Source organism: Corynebacterium sp. HMSC069E04 (genome assembly GCF_001813175.1).
Classification (GTDB): Bacteria; Actinomycetota; Actinomycetes; order Mycobacteriales; family Mycobacteriaceae; genus Corynebacterium; species Corynebacterium aurimucosum.
In genome coordinates, this window is record NZ_KV811664.1 from 1 (window position 1) to 23,283 (window position 23,283).

22 protein-coding genes are annotated in these 23,283 nt (G+C 60.4%); 12 read left to right on the forward strand and 10 right to left on the reverse strand.

All coding sequences use genetic code 11. From position 1 onward, the window contains the following. Positions 1 to 118: 118 nt before the first annotated feature. From HMPREF2896_RS13045 to HMPREF2896_RS04545, 6 genes are all read right to left on the reverse strand, one after another. On the reverse strand, positions 119 to 553 hold the full coding sequence (locus HMPREF2896_RS13045; RefSeq protein ID WP_246823995.1) for a hypothetical protein: 435 nt from the start codon (positions 551 to 553) through the stop codon (positions 119 to 121). A 47-nt stretch (positions 554 to 600) separates the two neighbouring features. After that, positions 601 to 954: a hypothetical protein gene (locus HMPREF2896_RS04525; protein ID WP_070445616.1), complete on the reverse strand. Its 354-nt coding sequence runs from the start codon at positions 952 to 954 to the stop codon at positions 601 to 603. A gap of 304 nt (positions 955 to 1,258) precedes the next feature. Further along, positions 1,259 to 1,657: a hypothetical protein gene (locus tag HMPREF2896_RS04530; RefSeq protein WP_070445619.1), complete on the reverse strand. Its 399-nt coding sequence runs from the start codon at positions 1,655 to 1,657 to the stop codon at positions 1,259 to 1,261. Between the two features lie 41 nt (positions 1,658 to 1,698). Next, positions 1,699 to 2,136, reverse strand: a complete 438-nt coding sequence (locus HMPREF2896_RS04535; protein ID WP_070445621.1) for a hypothetical protein — start codon at positions 2,134 to 2,136, stop codon at positions 1,699 to 1,701. A gap of 341 nt (positions 2,137 to 2,477) precedes the next feature. Continuing rightward, complete coding sequence (gene mtr, locus HMPREF2896_RS04540; protein ID WP_070718054.1) at positions 2,478 to 3,863, reverse strand: mycothione reductase; 1,386 nt, start codon at positions 3,861 to 3,863, stop codon at positions 2,478 to 2,480. A gap of 56 nt (positions 3,864 to 3,919) precedes the next feature. Beyond that, positions 3,920 to 4,921 carry an alpha/beta hydrolase gene (locus HMPREF2896_RS04545; RefSeq protein WP_070718057.1) on the reverse strand — a complete coding sequence of 334 codons (1,002 nt, stop codon included), beginning with the start codon at positions 4,919 to 4,921 and terminating at the stop codon, positions 3,920 to 3,922. A 299-nt stretch (positions 4,922 to 5,220) separates the two neighbouring features. Here HMPREF2896_RS04545 and mqo point away from each other — a divergent pair, with 299 nt between their 5' ends. Next, complete coding sequence (gene mqo / locus HMPREF2896_RS04550) at positions 5,221 to 6,723, forward strand: malate dehydrogenase (quinone) (protein WP_070718059.1); 1,503 nt, start codon at positions 5,221 to 5,223, stop codon at positions 6,721 to 6,723. Between the two features lie 299 nt (positions 6,724 to 7,022). On the opposite strand, the gene HMPREF2896_RS04555 is transcribed toward mqo, so the two are convergent. Then, entirely contained in the window at positions 7,023 to 8,411 is a 1,389-nt protein-coding gene (locus HMPREF2896_RS04555) for a protein adenylyltransferase SelO family protein (RefSeq protein WP_070718061.1), read from the reverse strand. Continuing rightward, a complete protein-coding gene (locus HMPREF2896_RS04560; RefSeq protein WP_070718064.1) occupies positions 8,404 to 9,219 on the reverse strand; it encodes a PhzF family phenazine biosynthesis protein in 816 nt (271 codons plus the stop codon). Before HMPREF2896_RS04560 ends, HMPREF2896_RS04555 begins: the two co-directional genes overlap by 8 nt. A gap of 51 nt (positions 9,220 to 9,270) precedes the next feature. Here HMPREF2896_RS04560 and HMPREF2896_RS04565 point away from each other — a divergent pair, with 51 nt between their 5' ends. Further along, complete coding sequence (locus HMPREF2896_RS04565; protein ID WP_210388743.1) at positions 9,271 to 10,584, forward strand: DUF4921 family protein; 1,314 nt, start codon at positions 9,271 to 9,273, stop codon at positions 10,582 to 10,584. Positions 10,585 to 10,655: 71 nt separating this feature from the next. Here the strand turns inward: HMPREF2896_RS04565 and yaaA are convergent, their stop codons facing one another. Continuing rightward, positions 10,656 to 11,378, reverse strand: coding sequence for a peroxide stress protein YaaA (gene yaaA, locus HMPREF2896_RS04570; RefSeq protein WP_070718070.1), 723 nt, complete (start codon positions 11,376 to 11,378; stop codon positions 10,656 to 10,658). Between the two features lie 32 nt (positions 11,379 to 11,410). Between yaaA and HMPREF2896_RS04575 the strand changes: the two genes are divergently transcribed. After that, complete coding sequence (locus HMPREF2896_RS04575; RefSeq protein WP_070718073.1) at positions 11,411 to 13,180, forward strand: proline--tRNA ligase; 1,770 nt, start codon at positions 11,411 to 11,413, stop codon at positions 13,178 to 13,180. On the opposite strand, the gene HMPREF2896_RS04580 is transcribed toward HMPREF2896_RS04575, so the two are convergent. Continuing rightward, a complete protein-coding gene (locus HMPREF2896_RS04580; RefSeq protein WP_070643869.1) occupies positions 13,177 to 14,016 on the reverse strand; it encodes a hypothetical protein in 840 nt (279 codons plus the stop codon). The genes HMPREF2896_RS04575 and HMPREF2896_RS04580 overlap by 4 nt on opposite strands. 37 nt (positions 14,017 to 14,053) lie before the next feature. Here HMPREF2896_RS04580 and rimP point away from each other — a divergent pair, with 37 nt between their 5' ends. The 9 genes from rimP (at position 14,054) to HMPREF2896_RS04620 (ending at position 23,274) form a co-directional block, all read left to right on the forward strand. Continuing rightward, positions 14,054 to 14,620, forward strand: a complete 567-nt coding sequence (rimP, locus tag HMPREF2896_RS04585; protein ID WP_070711403.1) for a ribosome maturation factor RimP — start codon at positions 14,054 to 14,056, stop codon at positions 14,618 to 14,620. Between the two features lie 3 nt (positions 14,621 to 14,623). After that, complete coding sequence (nusA, locus tag HMPREF2896_RS04590; protein WP_070718075.1) at positions 14,624 to 15,640, forward strand: transcription termination factor NusA; 1,017 nt, start codon at positions 14,624 to 14,626, stop codon at positions 15,638 to 15,640. A gap of 120 nt (positions 15,641 to 15,760) precedes the next feature. Beyond that, positions 15,761 to 16,096, forward strand: coding sequence for a YlxR family protein (locus HMPREF2896_RS12370; RefSeq protein WP_083276446.1), 336 nt, complete (start codon positions 15,761 to 15,763; stop codon positions 16,094 to 16,096). A 109-nt stretch (positions 16,097 to 16,205) separates the two neighbouring features. Further along, positions 16,206 to 18,905, forward strand: coding sequence for a translation initiation factor IF-2 (gene infB / locus HMPREF2896_RS04595; protein WP_070718076.1), 2,700 nt, complete (start codon positions 16,206 to 16,208; stop codon positions 18,903 to 18,905). Positions 18,906 to 19,035: 130 nt separating this feature from the next. Beyond that, entirely contained in the window at positions 19,036 to 19,479 is a 444-nt protein-coding gene (gene rbfA / locus HMPREF2896_RS04600) for a 30S ribosome-binding factor RbfA (RefSeq protein ID WP_070718079.1), read from the forward strand. Continuing rightward, positions 19,480 to 20,442: a DHH family phosphoesterase gene (locus HMPREF2896_RS04605; protein ID WP_070445659.1), complete on the forward strand. Its 963-nt coding sequence runs from the start codon at positions 19,480 to 19,482 to the stop codon at positions 20,440 to 20,442. It begins immediately after the preceding gene. Continuing rightward, complete coding sequence (locus HMPREF2896_RS04610; protein ID WP_070445665.1) at positions 20,443 to 21,741, forward strand: MATE family efflux transporter; 1,299 nt, start codon at positions 20,443 to 20,445, stop codon at positions 21,739 to 21,741. A 44-nt stretch (positions 21,742 to 21,785) separates the two neighbouring features. Further along, entirely contained in the window at positions 21,786 to 22,607 is an 822-nt protein-coding gene (locus HMPREF2896_RS04615; protein WP_070643879.1) for a metallophosphoesterase family protein, read from the forward strand. After that, positions 22,600 to 23,274: a 4'-phosphopantetheinyl transferase family protein gene (locus HMPREF2896_RS04620; protein ID WP_070718082.1), complete on the forward strand. Its 675-nt coding sequence runs from the start codon at positions 22,600 to 22,602 to the stop codon at positions 23,272 to 23,274. The genes HMPREF2896_RS04615 and HMPREF2896_RS04620 overlap by 8 nt, the downstream gene beginning before the upstream one ends. Positions 23,275 to 23,283 lie beyond the last annotated feature (9 nt).

Sequence of the window (23,283 nt, forward strand, 5' to 3'; positions counted from 1 at the left end):
TCAACGCACTCTAAAACCGGAAGGGCCCCTAAACATTGCCAAAAAGAAACAAAGCCCTCCACCTCCCGTGCGGTACACGGTGGGGCGGAGGGCTTTGTACTGCCAGTAAAAGCGTGAACTAGAAAGAGACGTTCTTGATGGCCTGGCCAACGTAGTCCGGGATAACGCCGGAGTACACAGCGTAGTTGTAGGCAGCAACAGCGGAGGAAACAGCAGCAGCGGCAACCATAGCGATGGTGCCACCACGCCAGAGGTCCAGCCACTGCGGAACCTTCGAGGGGTTCTTGGTGGAGCCGAAGGCGTCAGCACCATTACCGGTGATGTTGCCGTCGGTTACGCCGCCCAGCTTGGAGGAAAGGGAGCCGCCGCCCTCAGAAGAGAGTGCGGAAGACATCTCGGAAGAGGTAGCGTCCTTCTGGAGCTCCTCCTGAACCTGCTGCTCGGTCAGGCCGGAGCCCTCAACGGCCTCAGCGGCGGAAGCAACGGTGGTGCCAGCGAAGGCGACGGTGACGGCGGTTGCAGCAGCAACGGCGGCGGTGCGGAATTTACGCATCTTAAGTAAAGCCTTTCAGAAAGTGGGTTAGACGGGGAAGGGGAGAACTACATGCCGTACTTGAGGTAGTTCAGTGCCGGGCCAACCAGACCACCGGCGATGGTGATGATGGTGGCGACGATACCGATGCCGGCCAGGGCCTGTGCCCACTTCGGCTCACCGGAGATAGAAGACTTCTGGCCGAAGATGTTCTGGGCGTTAGCTTCCTTGTCGGCCTCGAGCGCCTTGCCCAGTGCGGAGGAGCCGCCAGCCTTCTGGTTGCCCTGCTGCTCACCAGCAGATGCGGAAGAGTTGGAAGTGGAATCGTTGCTGCTGCCCTCTGCAGCGGAAGCAACGGTGGTGCCGCCGAATGCAACAGCGAGAGCGGTAGCACCGGCAATGGTGGCCTTGCGAATGCGCATAGTGTGAATCCTTTTAAACCTCGTAGGAACTGGAGTAACTATAGGGTGCCCCAAGTCACTTGAGCGATTCTAGCGTAAACATTGACAGGATTCACTGGAACGGCACCACTCTTAGATGTTTACTTGAGGCCGCCAAATCCCCCTGTCGGGCACACCACTGTAGCAATTCACTCAGCAATTATTAAGAGAGTTAGAGTATCTCCACAGTTCATCGGTGCCTAGGCATGCAAAAGCGCCCACCCCCACGATGCGAGGATGGGCGCTAATGAAGTGCGCTGAGTCAGTCAGCGTACCCGCAACTTAATTAGCGGCGGAAAATCGGGTCCAGCACGTGTGCCGGAACGATGTTGTTGTACACAGCGAAGTTGTAGGCAGCGAACAGGGCGCCTGCAATTGCGGTGCCGAGGGCAGCGTAGGTGCCGCCACGCCAGATCTCAGCCCACTGCGGGTTATCCTCGGCGCGCTTCTTGCCGAAGAGGTCCTCGCCGGTGACCTTCCTGTCCTTCTCGGTAGCGGTGCCCCACTTGGAGGACAGGGTCTCGTCGGAGTCGTCTTCCTTGACCTTGTCGTATGCGGAGGACAGGTTGGAAGAGGAGGTGTTCTCGGTCTCGTTGTCCTCTGCAGCGAAGGCAACGGAGGTGCCGGCGAAAGCAACGGAAGCGGCGGTTGCAGCGGCAACGGCAGCGGTGCGGAAGTTACGCATGAAATTTAAACCTTTCGGAAAAAGTGTGTAAGGGAGACGTCTTAGAAGGACGGGCCGTGGACGAAGAAGTTGTACACAACGCCGATGAAGCCAGCTACGGAAGCGATGGCGCTAGCGATGCCCAGGCCGTAGAAAGCCTTGGCCCAAGCCGGCTGGTCGCCGAGAGTGGTGCACTCTTCCTCGGTCTCGTCAGCATCGCAGTTCTCGTGCTTGGAGGAGCCGAAGATGGCGCGGCCGTCAGCCGCAGTGCCCTTGTTGTCGTTCTCATTAACGTAGAACCAGTCACCAATCTTGGAGGACAGGGAAGCCTCGGAGTTGGTGTTGTCCTCAGCGGAGGAGGAGCCGTTGTCGGTGGAAGCGGAAGAGTTGGTGTTCTCCTGAGCGGAGCCGTTGGCGTCCTCAGCGAAAGCGACGGTGGAGCCGCCGAAAGCAACAGCGAGAGCAGTAGCGCCGGCGATGGCTGCATTGCGGATACGCATATCAAAAGTCCTTAGAGTCGTACGTGCAAAGCCTCCAGAGTAGGAGGCTTTGATTTACAGGGATAGGGATTATTTTGGTATCCCCAAAACACACTGAGCCGGTAGAGAGTATCGGCTCGTTCCGGTGTCTGTAATTAACCTAGCCAACGGTCAGGCAAAATGCACGTCAGTTTGAGTCTTCTTTTAAGCCCTCACGGCTATCACCCCCAAAATGGGTGAAATTCTGAAAGGGTGCTGACAGATGTTGTTGGTGTTAAAAAGTGCTTGTAGTGCGGTTCAGGGCTTTTGGTGAAATTAGTTTAATCGCAATGTGAAAAAGATCACTCAATCCGATGTAACTTTCACTCCTGCCACTCTAGTCCCAAAACTGCGTTTTCCACTACTTCTGGCAGTGCCGGGTGGATCCAGTATTGCGAGCGAGCGAACTCGCGTATATCAGGGTCGTAGACCATGGCAGTGATCAACTGCTGTATAAGAGTGGACGCTTGTGGGCCCATGATGTGGGCGCCGAGGAGCTTGCCGGTGGCACGATCGGCCACGAGCTTGCAGATGCCTGTTGAGTCTTCCATAGCCCATCCATAGGCAACGTCGCCAAAGTTCTGCACCTTCACCGTGACGTCATAGCCCTCTTCGCGGGCTTGTGCCTCAGTAAGTCCCACCGTCGCAATTTGCGGGTGGGTGAAAATGGCAGCGGGGATGTGCTCGTGCGGCATGGGACGGAGGTCTTCAGGATGCAACAGATTGTGCTGTACCGCTCGTTGCTCCGCATTGGCTACGTGCTTGAGCATGTAAGGAGAGGAGACATCGCCGAGCGCCCACACGCCCTCGCAGGTCGTGCGACCAAACTCGTCGACCTTGATGCGCCCGTCCTCGTGCATTTCAATACCGCTGGTAGAAAGATCCATCTGATCGCCGTTGGGCTGGCGGCCGGTGGCCACGAGGATGGCTTCCGCCTCCACGACATCACCGTTATCCAAGGTGAGGCGTACACCGTCTGCGGTTTCCTCTAGTGCTGTGGCGGTGCCAATGCGTACGTCGAAACGTTCGCGTGCGATGTCGTTGAACCGGGAGCTTAAGTCTTCGTCAAGGAACCGGAGGAACTTCTCCGAGCGGTTGACCACGGTCACTTCCGTCCCCAGGCCGTCGAAGACGTGGGCAAATTCCATGGCGATGTAGCCGCCACCGACCACGATGAGGCTACGCGGCTGCTTCTCAAGCCGCATGATGTCCTCGTTGGTGTGGACCGGCACGGAAGAGCTGGCATAGGGTTCGGGCAGTACAGGGCGTGAGCCGGTAGCAATAACAATATTGTCACCGGTGATGATGTCATCGCCCGCTTGCAGGGTTTTCGGTCCGATGAACCGAGCATGTTGATCAAAGACTGTAATATTGGGCGTTTCCTCGCCACGGCGGTACTCTTCGCCGCCGCGGGCGATCTGATCGATGCGGTTGTGGAATACGCGCTCGACAATGCCGTCCCAATCCACAGCATCCACGTGGGCGCTGAGCCCAAGACGGGTTGCCTCGCGCGCGGCGAGTGCCACGTCGGCAGCGTAGACGTACATCTTCGTTGGGATGCAGCCCACGTTGAGACAGGTTCCGCCGAAGGTTCCCTTTTCGATGACGGCGATGGATTTATCGTCGAACTCAGGGGAGGGGATTGAATTTCCCGACCCAGTGCCGATGATGACGAGGTCAAAGTGCTGTGCGGAAGTCATGCCGACCATTCTAGAGGCTGCCTAGCCGCAACCCGTGCAGGCCGAAAAGCGCGAGGCGGGCGAGTCTAATCCGTCTCAAGAGGGGCCACGGCGCGCAACCATTCCGCGGCGGTGGAGAATGCTTCCTGCAGCGGCTCGGGGCGGGAAAGAAAGAGATCGTGGCGCCCATTATTTACAACGTGGAGCGTGTAACGGGCGCTGAGCTCCTTGGCCCATCGCTGGCTCTGGCGCACATCGACGACAACATCGGCGGTGTTAGAGGATTCGCTATAAGGCTGATTGAGCTCGGAACGCCCTGAAGTCATGGTCAGCAGAGGGAGTCCCATGTTGATGCGGCCGGAATGGATCGCGTCGAAGCCATGGAAGACCGCTGCTACCCAGCCCAGGTATTTCGGGTGCCCGCCCAGTGGCTTGAGGCGACGGTCGAATTCCCAGTCGCCCTGCTCTTCGGAATGGATAGATTCCCCGTAGGCAGTGAGATCGCCTCCGGGAATCGGGAATTTTGGGGCGATGGCAGCGCCGGCATAGATGACGTGCTTGAGCACCTCATAAGTCTTATCCGCCATTCCCATCATGGCCAACCAGGGGCTGTTGAAGACGACACCGGAGATGCGGGTGAAGTGTTCGCGGTCCTGGCGGCGAAGGCGATCAAGCCAGAGTGCGATGATGGTGCCGGCGGTGGAGTGGCCCATGATGACGACACGCGGGTTGGGGAGGGCGTCGAGAGCCGCGTTGAGGTCGGCATCGTAATACTTCATATCGCTGATGTAATGCCAGGTTTGTCCGTCCCTCCGGGAGCGCCCGCACTTGCGCAAGTCGAGAGCATAAAAGGCATAGCCGAGCTCATAGAAATAGCGCGCTACGTGATCGTGGAAGAAGTAATCCGTCATGCCATGGACCCACACCAAGGCGGGGCGGTCATCGTGGGCATCCGTGTCGGGACAGTAGCGCACGAGCGTCGCGCACACATCGCCCTCGCCATCAGGGTCGGCGCCGAGTTCAAGGGTGGCGGCTTGGAAATCGGGCCCGAGGAGATCTGTTGACCATTCGAGTTCGTCATATGTCATGGAGCTCATGATAGGCCGTACAGTCAGGTGCGTCCGGCGGGGCGGAGCGCTAGCCACAGTTGTCCTGCACCACAAAAGGGGTAGTGGTTTCATATTCGGGCATTTATTTTCCCAGGAATGCCTATTTCTCATTTAGGGGCGTAAAGTGGAATTAATGCTTGACGGACCTCTCGTAGGGGGTCTGTATGCCGGTTTGCTTCCTAGCATCGTCGAGCGCTTTCTCACCGCGCCCTGTGTACCCACATGCGCAGGGCACTTGACCACAACGAATACATCGACTCAAAGAGGTAATAAGTACAGTGTCCTCCGATAAGAAGACAGCACAAGTAGTAGACGAGGTTGAGGTCGCACTCATTGGTGCAGGTATTATGAGCGCCACCCTCGGCGCCATGCTGCGTGAGCTCGAGCCCAGCTGGACGCAGATGGTCTTCGAGCGTTTGGACGGCCCTGCGCTTGAGTCCTCTTCCCCGTGGAACAATGCCGGTACCGGCCACTCCGCGCTGTGCGAGCTGAACTACACCCCAGAAAAGAACGGCCGCATTGATGTTTCCAAGGCTATGAATATCAATGAGAAGTTCCAGGTTTCTCGCCAGTTCTGGTCCCACCAGCTCAACAACGGCATCCTGACGGACCCGAAGGCCTTCATCAACCCGGTTCCGCATGTGTCCTTTGCACAGGGCTCCATCCAGGTGGATTACCTGAAGCGCCGCTTCGACGCGCTGAAGGATAACCACATGTTCCCGAACATGCAGTTCAGCGACGATGACGCCACCTTCCAGGAGAAGCTGCCCCTGATGTCCCAGGGCCGTGACTTCAACTCCCAGAAGGTTGCCATCTCGTGGACCGATGCGGGCACCGACGTCAACTTTGGCGCCCTGGCTAAGCAGTTCTTCACTGCCGCTAAGGCTGCCGGCACCGAGATCCGTTATGGCCACGAGGTCGTTGATATCAAGCGTGAGGGTTCCAAGTGGCGCGTGGTGGCAAAGAACCTCCACACCGGTGACTACCAGGCTGTCCACGCCAAGTTTGTGTTCGTCGGGGCCGGCGGCTACGCACTCGACCTGTTGCGTAAGGCTGGTGTCCGTGAGGTTTCTGGTTTCGCCGGTTTCCCGGTTTCGGGCCTGTGGCTGCGCTCCAAGAACCCGGAGCTGGTCAAGCAGCACCACGCAAAGGTTTATGGCAAGGCTGCTGTGGGCGCTCCGCCGATGTCCGTGCCGCACCTGGACACCCGTGTCATCGACGGTGAAGAAGGCCTGCTGTTTGGTCCCTACGGCGGCTGGTCCCCGAAGTTCCTGAAGAAGGGCTCCTACCTGGACCTGTTCAAGTCCATCCGTCCGGACAACATCACCTCTTACCTGGGCGTGGCAGCACAGGAGTTTGGTCTGACCAAGTACCTGGTCACTGAGGTTCTCAAGGACTTCGATAAGCGCGTTGAAACCCTGAAGGAATACGTCCCGAGCGCTGACCCGGCTGATTGGGAGACTGTTATCGCCGGCCAGCGTGTCCAGGTGATTAAGCCAGCGGGTGCACCGCAGTTCGGCTCCTTGGAGTTCGGCACCACCCTCATCAACAACCCAGAAGGCAGCATCGCTGGTCTGCTTGGCGCTTCCCCGGGTGCTTCCATCACCCCAGCCATCATGATTGAGCTACTGGAGCGCTGCTTCGGTGAGAACATGATTCAGTGGGGCGACAAGATCCAGGAGATGATTCCTTCCTACGGAACTAAGCTGTCCAAGGACAAGAAGCTCTACAACGAGATGTGGGAGTACACGCAGAAGACTCTGCAGCTGGACACCAAGTAATCTCGCTCTTCGCCCCGTCGGCGATTCCCTCGCAGGTAATTCTCAGTAATTGGCAGGAAGCGTTCAGTGCACCGGAACGCTTCACCAAGGACAGCGCCCCATAATGATGGTGTGCGTTTGAGAGAGCGCATGCGAGAGAGATAGAGAGAACCCCAGCCACGCGGGGCGGTCGGCCTGAGAAACCGACCGGGAGCGTGGCAGTGAAAGATAGAGACGCACCGCCGCCCCGAGACTCCGTTTCCTTTCCTACGGAGACCTCGGGGCGGTGGTGTGTTTGCTTCTGTTTGTGCTCGTGGTTCTTAGGTTCCGCAGTAGGTGAGATAGCCTTCGGTGCCGCCGGGCTGCTCATACTCCGGCGCAGCATCAAAAGGATGCGTGGTGGCGTGCAGAAGACGGGCGAACTCTTCGGCATCGCCCAGAGCGCTTTCGACCAGCCGCGGCCGAGGAATCACGCGCGGCACGGTTCGCTCGAGCAGCACAGCGTCGGGGCTACTTGCGCAGTAGGCATCAACGAAACTTCTATCCTTGAGGAGTTCATAGGCCGCCGCAGGCTCGCCCGCCGCGGCACTGACAAGGCTGCGGTTGGCTTGTGTGAGGTCCGGGGCGGCCTGCACGAGGGCAGCGTTGTAATCCTGGAAAAGCTCTTCGGGCAGCTGCAAGTGCTGCAGGGCTTCGACTCGCCGTGCTTTCTCGAAGCGGTCCGCAAAGGTATCGATGGCCTCTTGAGCCCAGGTGAGGGCGGTGTCAGGGGAGTCGTCGATAAGCGGAAGCAGTGACTCCACCAATCGCGCAAGGTTCCAGCCCAACATGTCGGGCTGGCGCCCAAAGCGGTAGCGTCCCTGCGTATCGATAGAGCTAAACCAGGTGTTGGGGTCATAGCTTTCCATGAACGCGCAGGGGCCATAGTCAATGGTTTCGCCCGATAACGTGGTGTTATCAGTGTTCATTACGCCGTGAATGAAGCCCAGCTGCATCCACCCGGCGACCGTCGCGGCTTGTGCCTCCATGACGTGCGTGAACAGCTCCCGGAAGTCGGCGCCGGGGTAGTGGCGTTCACTGGTGTAGGCGGCAAGGCGCTGCAGTAGCCCAGGCACCTGCGAGTGCGCGGCAAAGTGGAAGGAACCAACACGGATGTGGCTCGCGGCCACTCGCACGAGAACCCCTGCCTCTTCCACCATCTGGCGCTGGATGGGGCGACCGGTGGCAAGAACCGCCAGCGACCGAGTGGTGGGCACACCTAGGGCATGCATCGACTCGGAGAAGAGATACTCACGCAGCATTGAGCGCAGCGTGCCGCGCCCATCAGAGCCATAGCGTGAGTAGGGAGTCAGCCCCGTGCCCTTGGCATGCAGATCCCACAGGCCCGTGGGGTTGTGAGCGGCGGTGGGGCCAGTGACTTCGCCCAAGAGGAGGGCGCGGCCGTCACCCATTGCCGGGTTATACTGCCCGAACTGAAAGCCCGCGTAGGCCATCGCGTGCGGAGTGACTGCTCCACGGCCAAGGAGGAATTCTATTCCGTCCTCGCTGCGCAGCCAGTCTGGGTCGAGGCCGAGCTCGGCGGCTAGGTGCTCATTGAGCGCCACGATTCGTGGAACTGGCTGTTCTTCCCCGCGGCTTGCCGTGACCATCTGTGGCAGGCGTTGGGCAAAATCGTTGTGCAGCTCAAAAGGCAGGGGCTTTTTAGTCATCGCGGGACCCCAGGGTTCCGCGCACGCGAATGTGGACGTTGCCGCCTACCCAGAGCTCGTCCCCGTCATCGTCGATAAAGACGCGGCCATCGCGTCCTATTTGGCTGCCTTGTGCCGCGGTATAGCGGGCAGGAACGGCGCCCTTGGCACGGAGGAACTGGGCGGCTCCGCCATTGAAGGAACCGGTGACGGGGTCCTCGAATTGCCCGGTGATAGCGCGAACCTCGTAGGCCGGCTCCGTATCCCCGGTGAGGCCGACCACGCCGACCTTGACGCCGGAGGTGGGTGTGGGGCGAAGCTTCCGCACGGTTTCAGCAGATTCGAGCTGGACCAAGCGCCAGCCAGGCCCGTTGTCCACCCAGCCGGAGTCAACCATGCTCTCTTCATCGATTCCGAGTACGGCGGCTGCTTCGGAGCGCTCGGCCTCACTGAGCTCCCCGTGGCGCAGTAAGGGCGGGGTAGCGAAGGCGAAACGGCCCTCTTCCTGGCGCACGGTGACTAACCCGACACCGCATTCCTGAATCAGGGTCCCGCTCTTTCCTAATAGCTCCGCCGCGACGCGCGCACTGCCCAGCGTGGGGTGACCGGCGAAGGGGAACTCTTCGTGCGGGGTGAAGATTCGTACGCGGTAGTCCGCGCCAGGATCTGTAGGTGAGCACAGGAAGGTCGTCTCAGAGAAATTGGTCCAGTGTGCGATACGCTGCATTTCTTCGGTGCTCAAACCATCGGCATCCGCAACCACGGCGAGGGGATTACCGGTAAACGGCCCAGTGGCGAAGACATCTATTTCAAAGAATCGGTGCTGCATGAGGCCTAAGTCTAGTCGCACCGGCGGGTGGGGAGGTCTACGCTGGGCAGCATGAGCGAAGCACTTTTTAGCCGCGTCGAACCTATCCAGGCCATGGCGGATGGGACCGTCAAACAGGTCAACCCTTTCTCCGGAACAGAGGTGTGGACGGTGCCGGGACGTGGAAACCGTCCGCTTGCGCATCCGGCGAAAGACCCGCAGCCGCTGGGGCCCGATGCCTTGACGCACAGCTGTGCTTTTTGCTCAGGCCGCATGTTGGATACCCCGCCGGAAAAGTCCCGCATCTTGGCCTCGGGGGAGATTCAACGCGGCCTTCTTCCGCACGAGCTGGATAACTCCCAGCCGCTGTTTCGCCGCGTTCCGAACCTTTTTGAAATCGTGTCTTATGACTATTGGCACGAGAACTATGGCTTCACCATGGACCCAGACCTGGCTCAGCACAAGGAGAAGTACGAAGGCGACGAGGCTGGGCGCCTGCACGTACTTAACGTGGTGCGCACCAAGCTCAAGGCGGCGGGCAAGGATACCGCGCTGGACGACGATTCTCTGCTCGTCCTCGCCGATGGTTTCTTCGGCGGCGGACATGATGTCATTATCTCCTCACGGCACTTCGTGGATGGGGCCGTCGATGATAGTCAGCTAGCCTCCTCCGGCACGCTGAGCCCCGATGAGCACTTCCTGCTCACAACCTTCACTGCGGAATCGACGCGCGATCTCTACCAGCGCAACCGCTATGCCTCCTATGTCGCTGTATTTCAGAACTGGCTGGCACCGGCGGGCGCGTCCTTCGATCACTTGCATAAGCAGCTCGTCGCGATTGACGCCCTGGGCATGGCCGCTCACCAGGAAAATGCGATTCTGCGTGCGCACCCCAACATGTACAACGACTGGGCTGTGGGCTATGCGGCAAAGCGCAACCTCGTCATCGCAGAAAATGATTATGCGGTGCTCTTCGCCGGATTTGGCCACCGCTATCCCACACTGGAGATCTTCTCCAAGTCACCGCGCTGTGAACCGTGGGAACAGAACCCGGAGGAAGTACGTGGAATGTCGGATCTGATTCACGCGGCCCACGCCGCGGTGGGGCCGGACGTGGCCTGCAATGAAGAATGGCACCACCGTCCGCCCAGCGTGGACCTGCCTCAGCCGTGGCGCGTCATGCTCAAGCTCAGGGTATCGACCTTGGCTGGCTTTGAGGGCGGCACGAAGGTCTACATCAACACCATTGATCCGTGGGGTTTGCGTGATCGCGTCGTGGACGCCATGTTCCGCCTTCGCGAGCGCGGAAAGATTGCTTCCGGCATCTCTATCGCCACTGAGTGCGAGCTCAAGCGCAATAGTTTGCGCTATAACCCATTGGTTTGAATGGCCCCGCTTCGCCTGAGCCAGATAAATAGATAAATCGGCGGGCGTAGATAAATTGATAAATAGATAAATCAGACCACGAGCACCAGCTCGGTGCCGCGCAGTTCGGTGCTCATGCCCGACTCTTGGGCTACGCGGGCGACATCCTCGAGGGTGGAGACGCTCTCGCCGTGGAGAGCGAGTACGCGAGCGAGCTCCCCCTTGTAGTGCTTGTTGAAGTGAGAGACCACCTTGCGGGAGCCATCCTCTTGCACTGACTCCACGCGCACGGTGGCGGCGTCCTTGAGCTTGCCCAGCTGCTGATAGGTGCCCGAGCGCATGTCGATGAGGAACTCGCCAGCGTCGACAAGCGCGCGTAGCTCATCCGTGATCGCCGTACCCCACTGAGACTTCAGCGTCCGCCCGCCCAGTTTCGTACTACCGGAGAGCCGGTAGTGCGGGATGAGGTCATCGGCGCGCAGCAACCCGAAGAGCGCATCGCCCACGGCTAGGTACTTCCGTGCTTCTGGAGGGAGGGTGGGGGCGTCGAGGGCGTCGTAGAGCACGCCGGTGAAACGCTCCAGCGCGGGCATGGTGGGGGAGGAAGCCAACTCGCGGTTGGACTCGGCTTCCCCACGCAACTTCTCAGAGAGCTTGAGCACCTCCAGCGCTTCATCGACGTCGAGGGACGACAACTCTGCAGCAATTTCTCGGCGGATCGGGTTCAGCGCGGGAAAGGAAAGCTCGTCCCAGTTCAGGGCCGCGCCGCTGCCGCCGTGTGCTTTGGTCTCAGAAGGAGGGAGGATGATCAGCATGGCTACATGCTAGCGATGTAGACTGAGCAACCATGATTACACGTCTTTCTGAGCTTTTCCTCCGCACTCTTCGTGAGGATCCGGCTGATGCCGAAGTCCCCAGCCACAAGCTTCTCGTTCGCGCAGGTTATGTGCGCCGTGTCGCGCCGGGTGTGTACACCTGGCTGCCACTGGGGCTGCGTGCCATGCGCAAGATTGAAGACGTTATCCGTCAGGAGATGAACGCCATCGGCGGCCAGGAGATGCTCTTCCCGGCGCTGCTGCCGCGCGAGCCTTATGAGGAGTCGAACCGCTGGACGGAATACGGCGATAATCTGTTCCGTCTGAAGGACCGCAAGGGTGCGGACATGTTGCTGGGCCCGACCCACGAGGAGATGTTCACCACTGCGGTGAAGGATATGTACTCCTCGTACAAGGATTTCCCGGTCACGCTGTACCAGATCCAGACGAAGTACCGCGATGAGGAGCGCCCGCGTGCGGGCGTGCTGCGCGGCCGCGAGTTCACCATGAAGGATTCCTATTCCTTCGACATGACGGATGAGGGGCTCGATGAGTCCTATGCCCGCCACCGCAAGGCCTACCAGAACATCTTTGACCGCCTGGAGATCGATTACGCGATTTGCAAGGCCACTTCTGGTGCGATGGGCGGTTCGGCCTCTGAGGAATTCCTTGCCGTGTCTGAGGTAGGCGAAGATACCTTCGTGCGCGCCACCGAGGGCGATTACGCTGCCAACGTGGAGGCCGTGGTCACTCAGGCTCCGGAGGAAATCCCCTTCGACGGCCTGCCGGAGGCACAGGAGCATGAGACTCCGAAATCCGAGACCATTGAGTCTCTGGTGGAGTGGGCTAAGGGCGCCGGCATTACTGTCGACGGCCGCGAAGTCACCGCCGCGGACACCCTCAAGTGCATGATGATCAAGGTGGCCGCCCCCGCAGCCACGGAAGAAGAGAAGGAATGGGAGCTGGCCGCCGTCCTCATTCCGGGCGACCGCGAGCTGGATGAAAAGCGCCTCGAGGCCTCGCTGGAGCCGGCCGAGTTTGAGCTCGCCGGTGAGGGGGATTTCAAGAAGAACTCCTTCCTGGTCAAGGGCTATGTCGGGCCGCGTGTCCTGAATGCCCACGGCGTGAAGATTTATGCTGACCCGCGCGTGGTTTCTGGTACCTCCTGGATTACCGGTGCGGATGCCCCGCAGCGCCACGTCATCGGACTGGTGGCCGGCCGTGACTTCACTGTGGATGAGTTCATCGAGGCCGCCGAGGTCAAGGAAGGGGACCCTGCACCCAATGGTCAGGGCACTCTGACTCTGGAGCGCGGCATTGAGCTTGGCCACATTTTCCAGCTGGGCCGCAAGTACACCGAGGCTTTCGACGTTCAGATTCTGGATGAGAACGGCAAGCGCGCCGTGCCGACCATGGGTTCCTACGGCATTGGTGTTACGCGCATGCTCGCCGTGCTGGCAGAGCAGCGCCACGATGAGAAGGGCCTCAACTGGCCGGTGGCCGTGGCCCCGTACCAGGTGCACGTGGCCGTAGCGAACAAGGACGCCGCTGCCCTGGAGGCAGGTCAGAAGCTGGTGGAGGATCTGGATCGCGCAGGCATCGAGGTGCTTTACGACGACCGCCCCAAAGTCTCCCCGGGCGTGAAGTTCAAGGATGCTGAGCTTTTGGGTATGCCGTTCATCGCCATCCTGGGCCGCGCTTTCGCTGATGGCATCATTGAGCTGCGCATCCGCGGCGGCGAGACTCGTGAAGTTCCCGCCGATCAGATCGTGGAGACCCTCACGGAACTCATCCGCGGCTAGGCAGCATGAAAGCGGTGCGATTGCGCCGCAACCGTGATAAGCCAGTGCTGCCACGGGGTTGCCGGTGCCGCCGTGATGGCCGCATTGGTCCACTTCAGCGTGTCGTTATGTGCGACCTCGTCGATGAATGCGCGCGCTGAGTCGGCGTCCTTTGGCAGGCTACCTGCCGGTGAATCGTATGCGGGCGCGGGCTGCGGCACGGGACCGAGCTTTTCCAGTTGCAGCTGAAGTTGCAGGATTCTGTCCTCGTGAATGCGCAGAAGCTCATCGACATGATCTTCTTGGTCGGGGGACACATAGGAGCGCGCGAAATCGAGGGCATAGACCTGCTGGTATTCCCATTTTAGGAGCTCGACTCCGAGTTCACGGTCCTGTTCTGTGAGTTCGGGAGCGTCTGCCAGCTCCTCGTTCTTCCACGCGTTAAGCGCAATGGCTTGTGTCAGAACAAGGGCGCGGGATTCTTCAGGAACGTTGCTGATGTTCTCTTCGGAGAATGAGGAGGCGGCGTCAAACACGGCGGAGACGTCCGCGGAATCCTGCGGGGCAACGTCACGGTCGACCGCACAGGAGCGTGGAGTCTCTCCTTCCTCATCGCGTCCGCATAGTCGCTCGATTTCTTCATAGAGCTGCTCAGCTTGCTCTGCGCGCAAGGCAGCGGCATCCGCATCAAGTTCTTCCAAGGCGAGAGCATCCGCACTGGCGGTTTGAGCAAGCGAGGTGAGGGAGGGGTCCGCGTGGGGGCCAAAATAATCCACGATCGCGTCGGTGGCTTGGCAGCCGCCCATCCAGGGGGCAGCGCACACAAGCAGGGTGGGGACAACTACTCGGCGGTTCACGCGATAGACCCTACCCGGGTGACCTAGTCTAGAGCGCATGGCATTCCCAACACCCGCGCAACTAACCGAAATTCTGCAGCCCGTCGCCGTCGCACGCGGCCTCGACATCGAAGACGTGAAGACCACGCGAGCTGGTAAGAAATCTCAGGTCATCATTCGCATCGATGGCGATGAGCGCCCGAGCTCCGATCTCATAGAAGAACTATCGCAGGAGATTTCCGAGCTTTTCGATGCCCAAGAGGAAGCGGGCACCCTCAACTTTGGCGCGGGCTACACCTTGGAGGTGTCGACGCCAGGTGTGGACTTCCCGCTGAGCGCCCCGCGCCATTGGCGCCGCAACCAAGGAAGGCTGGTCGGATATGCGCTTGTCGAGGAACCTGGAACCACTCGCGTCGCGCGCATCGGCGCCCTGTCTGAGGACGAAGAATCCGTGGCGCTTATCACGACGGTGAAGAAGGAGGTGCGTTACCAGATCGAACGATTGGAAAACTTGAGCCGTGCAGTGGTAGAAATTGAATTTGCTCAGCCTTCAGCCATGGAGCTGGAGGCGGCTATGCAGACGTTCGACTTCGCCGAGCAGAACTCGGCAACCCGAGAGGACTAACAAGTGAATATTGACCTAGAGGCACTCCGCACGATTCAGCGCGAGCGCGGCGTACCTGTGAAGGACCTGCTCGAAGCTATCGCGGGTGCCCTTTTGTATTCCTACCTGGACCACCGTGCAGAATCCGCTGAGAAAAAGGCGGAAGGTACGAAGTCGCGCGTAGACATCGACGCCGACAGCGGCGCCGTCACTGTCATTGTGACCGAAAGTGATCCGGAGACCGGAGAGGTCATCAGCGAATACGACGACACCCCGGACAACTTTGGGCGCATCGGCGCGCAGGCGGTCCGCGATGCCATTCTGCGCAAGTTGCGCGAGAACGAGGCTGAGCGAACCTATGATTCCTATTCTGAGCTGACCGGAACGGTAGTGTCGGGTGTCGTCCAGCGCGATATCCACGCCAACAAGCGCGGCGTCGTTGTGGTGCAGTTGGGCACCGAACACGATTCCCAGGATGCTTTCCTGTTGCCTGCTGAGCAGCTGCCAGGGGAGAAGCTCGAGCACGGTGACCGCGTCAAGGCCTATGTCGTGGGCGTGAACCGCAACGGCGCTAAGGTGCAGATCACGCTGTCGCGTACTCACCCCGAGCTGGTTCGCGGTCTCTTTGAGCTGGAGGTCCCGGAGGTTGCCGACGGTGCGGTCGAGATTATCGCCATTGCCCGCGAGGCTGGCCATCGCTCCAAGATCTCCGTTCGCGGCCACGCCAAGGGCCTCAACGCCAAGGGTGCGTGTATCGGCCCGAAGGGTTCTCGTGTCAGCAACGTGATGCGTGAACTCGGTGGTGAGAAGATTGACATCATCGACTTCAACGAAGACCCAGCTGTTTACGTGGGCAATGCTCTCGCCCCGTCGAAGGTCGTGCGCGTAGAAATCCTCGACGAGGAAGCGCAGGTGGCCAAGGTAACCGTGCCGGATTACCAGCTTTCGCTCGCTATCGGCAAGGAAGGCCAGAACGCACGCCTCGCAGCACGCCTGACCGGATGGAAGATTGATATTCACTCCGACGCCGCTCGGGACTAGCTTTCCGAGCAGCCTGCGGTGGAATTAAAGGTTTGGCCTATTTTCGCGTAGACTAGACAACGGCCCACATGCAGGAATGCTGTGGCGTAGCAGCAATAGCGATATGACCTAAGGAGTTGGATGTCTCGAGGACAGCGTCTCCGCACCTGTATCGCTACGCGTCAAAAGCATCCCGACACGGAACTGCTGAGGGTTGTCGCCGATAAGGGTGATCCCACAGGATGCCGTGTTGTTCCGGATCCCGGCCGACGCCTTCCCGGAAGGGGAGCGTGGATAAGGCCTGATCTGGAAGCAGTAGAGCTGGCGGAGCGGACCCGTGCCTTCAGGCGCGCGCTCCGATTGTCCACAGACGTGGACACAGGTCACGTACGTGAGTACCTCGCTGCCACGCAGCAGGTGCAGTCGGCGGGCAACAGCCCGTGCGACCCAGAGTTAAAAAGGAAGACCGAACACTGATGAGCGCACAACCATGAAGCAGCATCAGCGATGAAAGTCCATAGCCATTAACTAGGGGTCAGGCCGTATTCCGCGGCCTTGGCTCCTAGAAAGATTAAAGAGGAGACAAGTGCCCGGAAAGCTACGTGTACACGAGTTGGCAAAGCAGCTCGGCGTAACCAGCAAGGAACTACTCGCCACGCTGAAGGAACAAGGCGAGTTCGTCAAGACCGCATCCTCGACCATCGAACCCCCGGTGATCAAGAAGATGCGCGCACACTACGAAGCTAAGGGTGGCGAGGACAAGGCAGCGGAGAAGAACGCGCCAGCAGCCACCCCCGCTTATGCTGCCAAGAAACCGGCAGAAAAGAAGCCTGCCGCCGCAGCAAAGCCAGGCCCGAAGCCAAGTGCTGCCCCCAAGCCGGGTGCCGCCCCCAAGCCGGGCGGTGCACCGAAGCCGGGTGCCGCTCCGAAGCCGGGTGGCGCACCGAAGCCTGGAGCACAGCGCAAGAACACCGAGAAGGGTGGCGAGCGCGCTGTCACTCCGCGCAGCATGCCGAAGCCTGGCGGCACCCGCCGCGTGGCTAATAACCCGTTCTCCACGGGTAGCTCCAGCGATCGTCCGAGCCCCGGACCTCGCCCAGGCGGCACCAAGGGACAGCGCTCCGCTGGCAAGCCCGGTGATAACCGTGGCGGCAAGGGCGGCGCACGCCCGCAGGGCGATGGCAACCGTAGCGGTGGACGTCGTCCTTCGCCGGCAATGATGCCTTCGCACCCGAACCCGGCCAGCATGCCGTCGAAGGCCGCTGGTAGTGGCGGCGGTGGTCGTGGTCGCGGCGGCCGCGGTGGCGGCCCCGGCCGCGGTGGTCCTGGCCACGGTGGTTTCCGTGGACGCGGCGGTCGTCGCGGTGGCACCGCTGGTGCATTCGGCCGTCCGGGTGGTGCACCGCGTCGCGGTAAGAAGTCGAAGCGTCAGAAGCGCCATGAGTTTGAAGAGCAGCAGAAGCATGAGGTAGGCGGCGTACGTCTGCCTGACGGCGGCGGTAAGGTCGTGCGCCTGCGTCGCGGTGCTTCCCTGGCTGACTTCGCTGAGAAGATTGGTGCAGATCCTGCAGCATTGGTGCAGGCGCTGTTCAACCTCGGTGAGATGGTGACTGCTACGGCTTCTGTCTCCGAAGACACCCTGCAGCTGCTGGGTTCGGAGATTAATTACGAGGTCCAGGTCGTCTCCCCAGAGGATGAGGACCGCGAACTGCTCGAGTCTTTCGACCTGCAGTTCGGCGAGGACGAGGGTGGCGAAGAGGCACTTGAGAAGCGCCCGCCAGTGGTTACTGTGATGGGTCACGTCGACCACGGTAAGACTCGCCTTCTGGACACCATTCGTAAGACCAACGAGGGTGCCGGCGAGGCCGGTGGCATTACCCAGGGCATCGGCGCTTACCAAACCACGGTGGACCTGGAGGATGGTCCTCGCACCATCACCTTCCTGGATACCCCGGGTCACGAGGCCTTCACCGCCATGCGTGCCCGCGGTGCTAAGTCCACCGACTTGGCCATCCTGGTCGTTGCCGCCGATGACGGCGTGATGCCGCAGACCATCGAGGCAATCAACCACGCGAAGGCAGCAGACATCCCTGTGGTTGTCGCAGTCAACAAGATTGATAAGCCGGAGGCTTCCCCGGACAAGATCCGTGGTCAGCTCACTGAATACGGACTGGTTCCGGAAGAGTACGGTGGCGACACGATGTTCGTGGATATCTCCGCGAAGAACAACATCAACATTGATGATCTGCTTGAAGCCGTCATCCTGACGGCGGACGCTGCCTTGGAGCTCACCGCTAACCCGGACATGGATGCACAGGGCTCTGCCATCGAGGCCCACCTCGACCGCGGCCGCGGTCCGGTGGCTACGGTCATCATCCAGCGCGGTACGCTGCGCATTGGTGATTCCATCGTGGTTGGTGATGCACACGGACGTGTGCGCCGCATGCTCGATGAATTCGGTCACGATGTGGAAGAGGCCGGCCCGTCCCGCCCTGTCCAGGTGCAGGGTCTCAATGGTGTGCCAGGCGCCGGCGACAACCTCCTAGTTGTTGAGGATGACCGCGTGGCACGCCAGATTGCTGCACAGCGCGATGCCCGCAAGCGTTCTGCTCTGCAGGCGAAGGCTCGCAAGCGCGTCTCCCTCGAGGACCTGGATGCAGTGCTCAAGGAAACCTCGACGCTCAACCTCATCCTCAAGGGCGACAACGCAGGTTCCGTGGAAGCCCTCGAAGATGCCCTGTTGGACATTGAGATCGACGACGAGGTACAGCTCAACATCATCGACCGTGGTGTGGGTGCGGTGACGCAGACCAACGTCTCCCTGGCTGCGGCGTCGGACGCCATCATCATCGCTTTCAACGTCCGCGCTGAGGGCAAGGCCACCGAGGAAGCCAACGCTGAGGGCGTCGATATCCGCTACTACACGGTGATCTACCGCGCCATCGAAGAGGTTGAGGCAGCTCTGAAGGGCATGCTCAAGCCCATCTACGAGGAGCGAGACACCGGTGCGGCAGAAATCCGCGCGCTGTTCAAGTCCTCCGCCGTTGGCACCATCGCCGGTTGTATGGTCACGGAGGGCAAGGTCAAGCGCAATGGCAAGGTGCGCCTGGTCCGCGACGGAAACGTCATTACCTCCGATGCCAAGATCGAGTCCCTGCGTCACGAGAAGGATGACGCAAACGAGATCAACGCCGGCTACGAGTGCGGTATGGTTCTGTCCTACCCGGATATTCAGGTAGGCGATATCATCCAGGCCTACGAAGAGGTCGAGGTCCCGCGCGACTAAGCGCAGGAAACCTCAGGTAGTGAAGCCCAGCCAGGAAAGATTCTGGCTGGGCTTTCCTCATTTCAGCCGAAAGGTGCAGAATCGGTATCCTAGACTAGTTGCCAGTAACCGTACGTAAAGGAGCTTCACTATGGTTGATCACGCACGCGCCGCACGCATGGCAAAGCGCATTCAGACAATCGTTGCCAGCGCAATTGAGCGCCAAATCAAGGATCGCCGCCTTGAGCTGGTGACAATCACGGATGCCCGGGTCACGGGTGATCTCCACGATGCCACCGTGTTCTACACGGTGCGTGGTACGGATATCGAGACCGAGCCAGATTATGATCAAGCGGCCGAAGCCCTCACCAGGGCCAAGGGGCAATTGCGCAAGATTGTGGGTGATGAGCTCTCCGTTCGCTTTACACCGACGCTGTCTTTTGAGCTTGATACCGTCCCCGAGGCTTCCGCGCACATGGAGGAGCTGCTCGCCCGCGCCCGTGCACGCGATGCGGAGTTAGCGAAGCTGAAGGAAGGTGCACGGCCCGCAGGCGACGCGAACCCGTACAAGACCTCGGATGAGGAAGAGGACTAAGTGTCGCGAACCAATTACGAAGCCGCAGTGGATGCGCTGGTGCAAGCCAGCAGCATTTGCATCATCACGCACTTGCGCCCAGACGCCGACGCGGTTGGCTCGGCAGCCGCCCTTACCCTGGCGCTCCGCCAGCGCGGGAAACAGACCCGCACCGTGATTGGCCAGCGCCGTGACATTTCAGCCAACCTGTTTTCCATCCCCACGGTGGATGAGATTGAGTTGGTGGATGAGCTTCCACAGGGATATGACCTCTATGTCACTGTGGACTGCGGCTCGATCGATCGGACGGGTTCGGTGGCCCGGGAGATCGAAGACATGGCCGCCGTGGGCCGCGTCCTGTGCATCGACCACCACGCCTCCAACGATGGTTTTGGAGCCATCAATGTGGTGGATCCGGTATGTGAGTCCACCACGGTGGTGCTGCTGGACATTCTGGACAGGCTGTCCATCCAGATCGATCGCGTCATCGCGCATTGCCTGTACGCGGGCCTAGTCACCGATACCGGTAATTTCCGGTGGGGGCGCCCAGCCATGCATGATATCGCTGCGCGCCTGATGCTCTATGGTCTCGACACCAAGCAGATTGCGTTGGAACTCATGGATTCCAGCACGGCCGATGACCTGCAGATGATTGGACGCGTGCTCTCAGGCCTCAGGATTGAGGAAGCAGGGGAGCACCGCCTCGCTGTTCTCTTCGTCCCGCATGAGGAGGTCAGCTCCCACGCCGATTCCGCGATTGAATCTTTCGTCGATTATGTCCGGGCCTTGAAAGGCACTGACATCGGAGTGGTCTTCAAGGAACAGGCGCCCGAAATGTGGGCGGTGTCCTTGCGTTCCTCCGCCGTCAACTGTGCGGAAGTGGCCCTCACCTTCGGCGGCGGCGGGCATATTCCAGCCGCAGGTTATACCGCGCACGGAAGGCCCGAAGAGGTTATAGCACAGCTGGTAGGTGCGTTGTCCTAGATGGCTTCCGAGCAACCAGTGAAGGTTTCTGCCGCTGAGGTCTTCCGCCTCGCCGTCCCGGCTCTGGGCGTTCTGGCGGCCATGCCGCTGTATTTATTGCTGGATACCGCGGTCGTAGGCCGTTTAGGGGCGGAGGATCTGGCCTCGCTTGGCGCAGCGGCCACACTCCATTCGGTGGTTACCACCCAATTAACCTTTCTGTCTTATGGCACGACCGCGCGTGCGTCACGGCTGTTCGGCGCGGGGAAGCGCGAGGAGGCCGTCGCCGAGGGCGTCCAGGCAACGTGGGTTGCCGTGGGTGTTGGAATGGTGCTCGCCGTCATCATGTGGCTCTTTGCCGGCGTCTTTGCCACCTGGTTGACAGGTAACCCGGATACTGCGCGAGGGACTGCACAGTGGTTGCGTATTGCCGCCGTCGCTATTCCTTTTACCCTCATCAACATGGCCGGCAACGGCTGGATGCGCGGTGTTCACAACACCCGCAAGCCCCTTTACTTCACCCTTGCAGGTATGGTTCCCGGCGCCATCGCGGTGCCTATTTTCGTGCACTTCTGGGGTCTACCGGGCTCCGCTCTGGCCACGGTGCTGGGCATGGGGATCATCGCGGCGTTCTTCGTGGCGGAGCTGCGCCGCGAGCATACCGGCTCGTGGGAGATTCGCTGGAGCGTGGTTCGTCGGCAGCTCGTGCTGGGGCGTGACCTCATCGTGCGTTCGCTGAGCTTCCAAGTGGCGTTTCTGTCAGCGGCGGCCGTGGCCTCACGTATCGGCACTGCGCAGCTCGCTGCGCATCAAATCATGATGCAGATGTGGAACTTCCTATCCCTCGTTCTGGATTCCCTCGCGATCGCTGCCCAAGCCTTGACCGGCGCGGCATTGGGAGCGGGATCAGCGCGCTATGCCCGCACGGTAGGAACCAAGGTGACGCTCTACTCGACGTCCTTCTCCCTCGCACTGGCAGCGGTATTGGGCCTTGGCTCCGCCTTTATCCCACGGATATTCACCACGAGTCCGGAGGTCCTAGAGGTCATCTCCGGCCCCTGGTGGGTTATGACTTTCCTCGTCATTATCGGCGGCGTTGTCTTCGCTTTGGACGGCGTCCTTCTGGGTGCTGGGGACGCAGCCTTTCTCCGCACGCTGACCCTCGCGTCAGTGCTTCTCGGCTTCCTGCCCGGGGTCTGGTTGGCCTTTGTTTTCGGCACCGGCCTGACCGGGGTGTGGGGCGGTATTGCCGCATTCATCCTCATCCGCATGGTGGGCGTGGTTGGGCGCTTTTACTCCATGCGGTGGGCACGGGTCTAAGCCTGTGGTACAAGTAGAAGGACTGTTCGTGCGAAGGAGGCGCTATGACCACTCTGTGGGCCGTCTCTGATCTCCATGCAGCGGTACGCGTGAACGGGGACCGCATTGATGAACTTGTCCCGCCGAATCCCAACGATTGGTTGATTGTTGCGGGAGACGTCGCCGAACGCATTGATCTGGTGATTAACACCCTGGCGCGCCTAAAGAACCGCTACGCTACGGTCATTTGGGCACCTGGCAACCATGAGCTTTTTTCTCGGTCACAGGACGTTTACCAGGGACGCTCGAAATACGATCGCCTCGTTGAAGGCTGCCGGGAAATCGGCGTGATTACCCCAGAGGATCCGTTTCCGGTATTCGGAGGCGTCACCGTGGTCCCGCTGTTTACGCTCTACGATTACAGCTTCCGTCCACCAGGCACCACGGTGGAACAAGCGCTTGCGAGTGCGAAGGAGAAGCAGATCGTCATGACCGATGAATTTGCCATCGCCCCCTTCGTCGATGTGCGCGCGTGGTGCTGGGACCGCCTGGCTTATTCGATCAAGCGGCTGTCACGGGTCGAGGGCGAAACGGTTCTTATCAACCACTGGCCGCTGGTACAGGAGCCGACTCTCTACTTGCGTTGGCCCGAAGTGGCCTTGTGGTGCGGCACCCGCCACACGCGCTCCTGGCCGCGGCGCTATAACGCTAAGGCTGTGATCTATGGTCACCTCCACATGCCTAATCGCGCCAACATCGATGGGGTAGACCACATCGAGGTGTCCCTGGGCTATCCGCGTGAGTGGCAGGCGCACGGTGGTCTTCAGCCGTGGCCGTACCCAGTGCTTACCATCGACGAGAAGACAGGGAGGGCCGAGCATGCTTGAACCTTCTCTCTTCCCGGAATCAGCTCGTTTTTGCTATGTGCGCACGGATGAGTCGATGACCAATCTTCTCAATTATCATCATCTCTCCCCGGAAGAGCGCTCCGTGGTCTCCCAAGCCGTGGACGTGCGCAAATCCGAGTTCGGGGATGCGCGCTGGTGCGCCCACCAGGCCTTGAAGGAGCTCAACTACACGGGAGACGAGCCGATTCTGCGCGGCGAGCGGGGCATGCCGCTGTGGCCGGAGGGCTATACCGGATCGATGACGCACACCGAAGGTTTGCGCGCAGCCGTGGCAGCTCCTGCCACGCACGTGCGCTCCATGGGGCTCGACGCCGAACCAGCGGAGCCCCTGCCGGAACACGTGCTGACGATGATCGCGCGGCCGGGGGAGATGCCGCAGTTGGCTCAGTTGCAAGCGGCGGGTATTTCCTGTCCGGACCGCCTGTTGTTCTGCGCCAAGGAGGCCACCTACAAGACGTGGTTCCCCATGACCCGGCGCTGGCTGGATTTTGACCAAGCCGAAATCGATTTACGCCTCGATGGCACTCTGGTGTCCTACCTCTTGGCGCGGCCGACCCCAGTGCCTTTCATCACTGGGCACTGGATCATCCGAGATGGCTATGTCATCGTCGCCACCGCTGTCCCTGCGCTCAACTTTGACCGCTAAATCAGGCAG

What these genes read in the sequence shown, in the direction of transcription:
- HMPREF2896_RS13045 (WP_246823995.1), bottom strand. Translation starts at nt 553, where the DNA reads ATGCGTAAATTCCGCACCGCCGCCGTTGCTGCTGCAACCGCCGTCACC.
- HMPREF2896_RS04525 (WP_070445616.1), bottom strand. Translation starts at nt 954, where the DNA reads ATGCGCATTCGCAAGGCCACCATTGCCGGTGCTACCGCTCTCGCTGTT.
- HMPREF2896_RS04530 (WP_070445619.1), bottom strand. Translation starts at nt 1,657, where the DNA reads ATGCGTAACTTCCGCACCGCTGCCGTTGCCGCTGCAACCGCCGCTTCC.
- HMPREF2896_RS04535 (WP_070445621.1), bottom strand. Translation starts at nt 2,136, where the DNA reads ATGCGTATCCGCAATGCAGCCATCGCCGGCGCTACTGCTCTCGCTGTT.
- mtr (WP_070718054.1), bottom strand. Translation starts at nt 3,863, where the DNA reads ATGGTCGGCATGACTTCCGCACAGCACTTTGACCTCGTCATCATCGGC.
- HMPREF2896_RS04545 (WP_070718057.1), bottom strand. Translation starts at nt 4,921, where the DNA reads ATGACATATGACGAACTCGAATGGTCAACAGATCTCCTCGGGCCCGAT.
- HMPREF2896_RS04555 (WP_070718061.1), bottom strand. Translation starts at nt 8,411, where the DNA reads ATGACTAAAAAGCCCCTGCCTTTTGAGCTGCACAACGATTTTGCCCAA.
- HMPREF2896_RS04560 (WP_070718064.1), bottom strand. Translation starts at nt 9,219, where the DNA reads ATGCAGCACCGATTCTTTGAAATAGATGTCTTCGCCACTGGGCCGTTT.
- HMPREF2896_RS04565 (WP_210388743.1), top strand. Translation starts at nt 9,271, where the DNA reads ATGAGCGAAGCACTTTTTAGCCGCGTCGAACCTATCCAGGCCATGGCG.
- yaaA (WP_070718070.1), bottom strand. Translation starts at nt 11,378, where the DNA reads ATGCTGATCATCCTCCCTCCTTCTGAGACCAAAGCACACGGCGGCAGC.
- HMPREF2896_RS04575 (WP_070718073.1), top strand. Translation starts at nt 11,411, where the DNA reads ATGATTACACGTCTTTCTGAGCTTTTCCTCCGCACTCTTCGTGAGGAT.
- rimP (WP_070711403.1), top strand. Translation starts at nt 14,054, where the DNA reads ATGGCATTCCCAACACCCGCGCAACTAACCGAAATTCTGCAGCCCGTC.
- HMPREF2896_RS12370 (WP_083276446.1), top strand. Translation starts at nt 15,761, where the DNA reads ATGTCTCGAGGACAGCGTCTCCGCACCTGTATCGCTACGCGTCAAAAG.
- rbfA (WP_070718079.1), top strand. Translation starts at nt 19,036, where the DNA reads ATGGTTGATCACGCACGCGCCGCACGCATGGCAAAGCGCATTCAGACA.
- HMPREF2896_RS04610 (WP_070445665.1), top strand. Translation starts at nt 20,443, where the DNA reads ATGGCTTCCGAGCAACCAGTGAAGGTTTCTGCCGCTGAGGTCTTCCGC.
- HMPREF2896_RS04615 (WP_070643879.1), top strand. Translation starts at nt 21,786, where the DNA reads ATGACCACTCTGTGGGCCGTCTCTGATCTCCATGCAGCGGTACGCGTG.
- HMPREF2896_RS04620 (WP_070718082.1), top strand. Translation starts at nt 22,600, where the DNA reads ATGCTTGAACCTTCTCTCTTCCCGGAATCAGCTCGTTTTTGCTATGTG.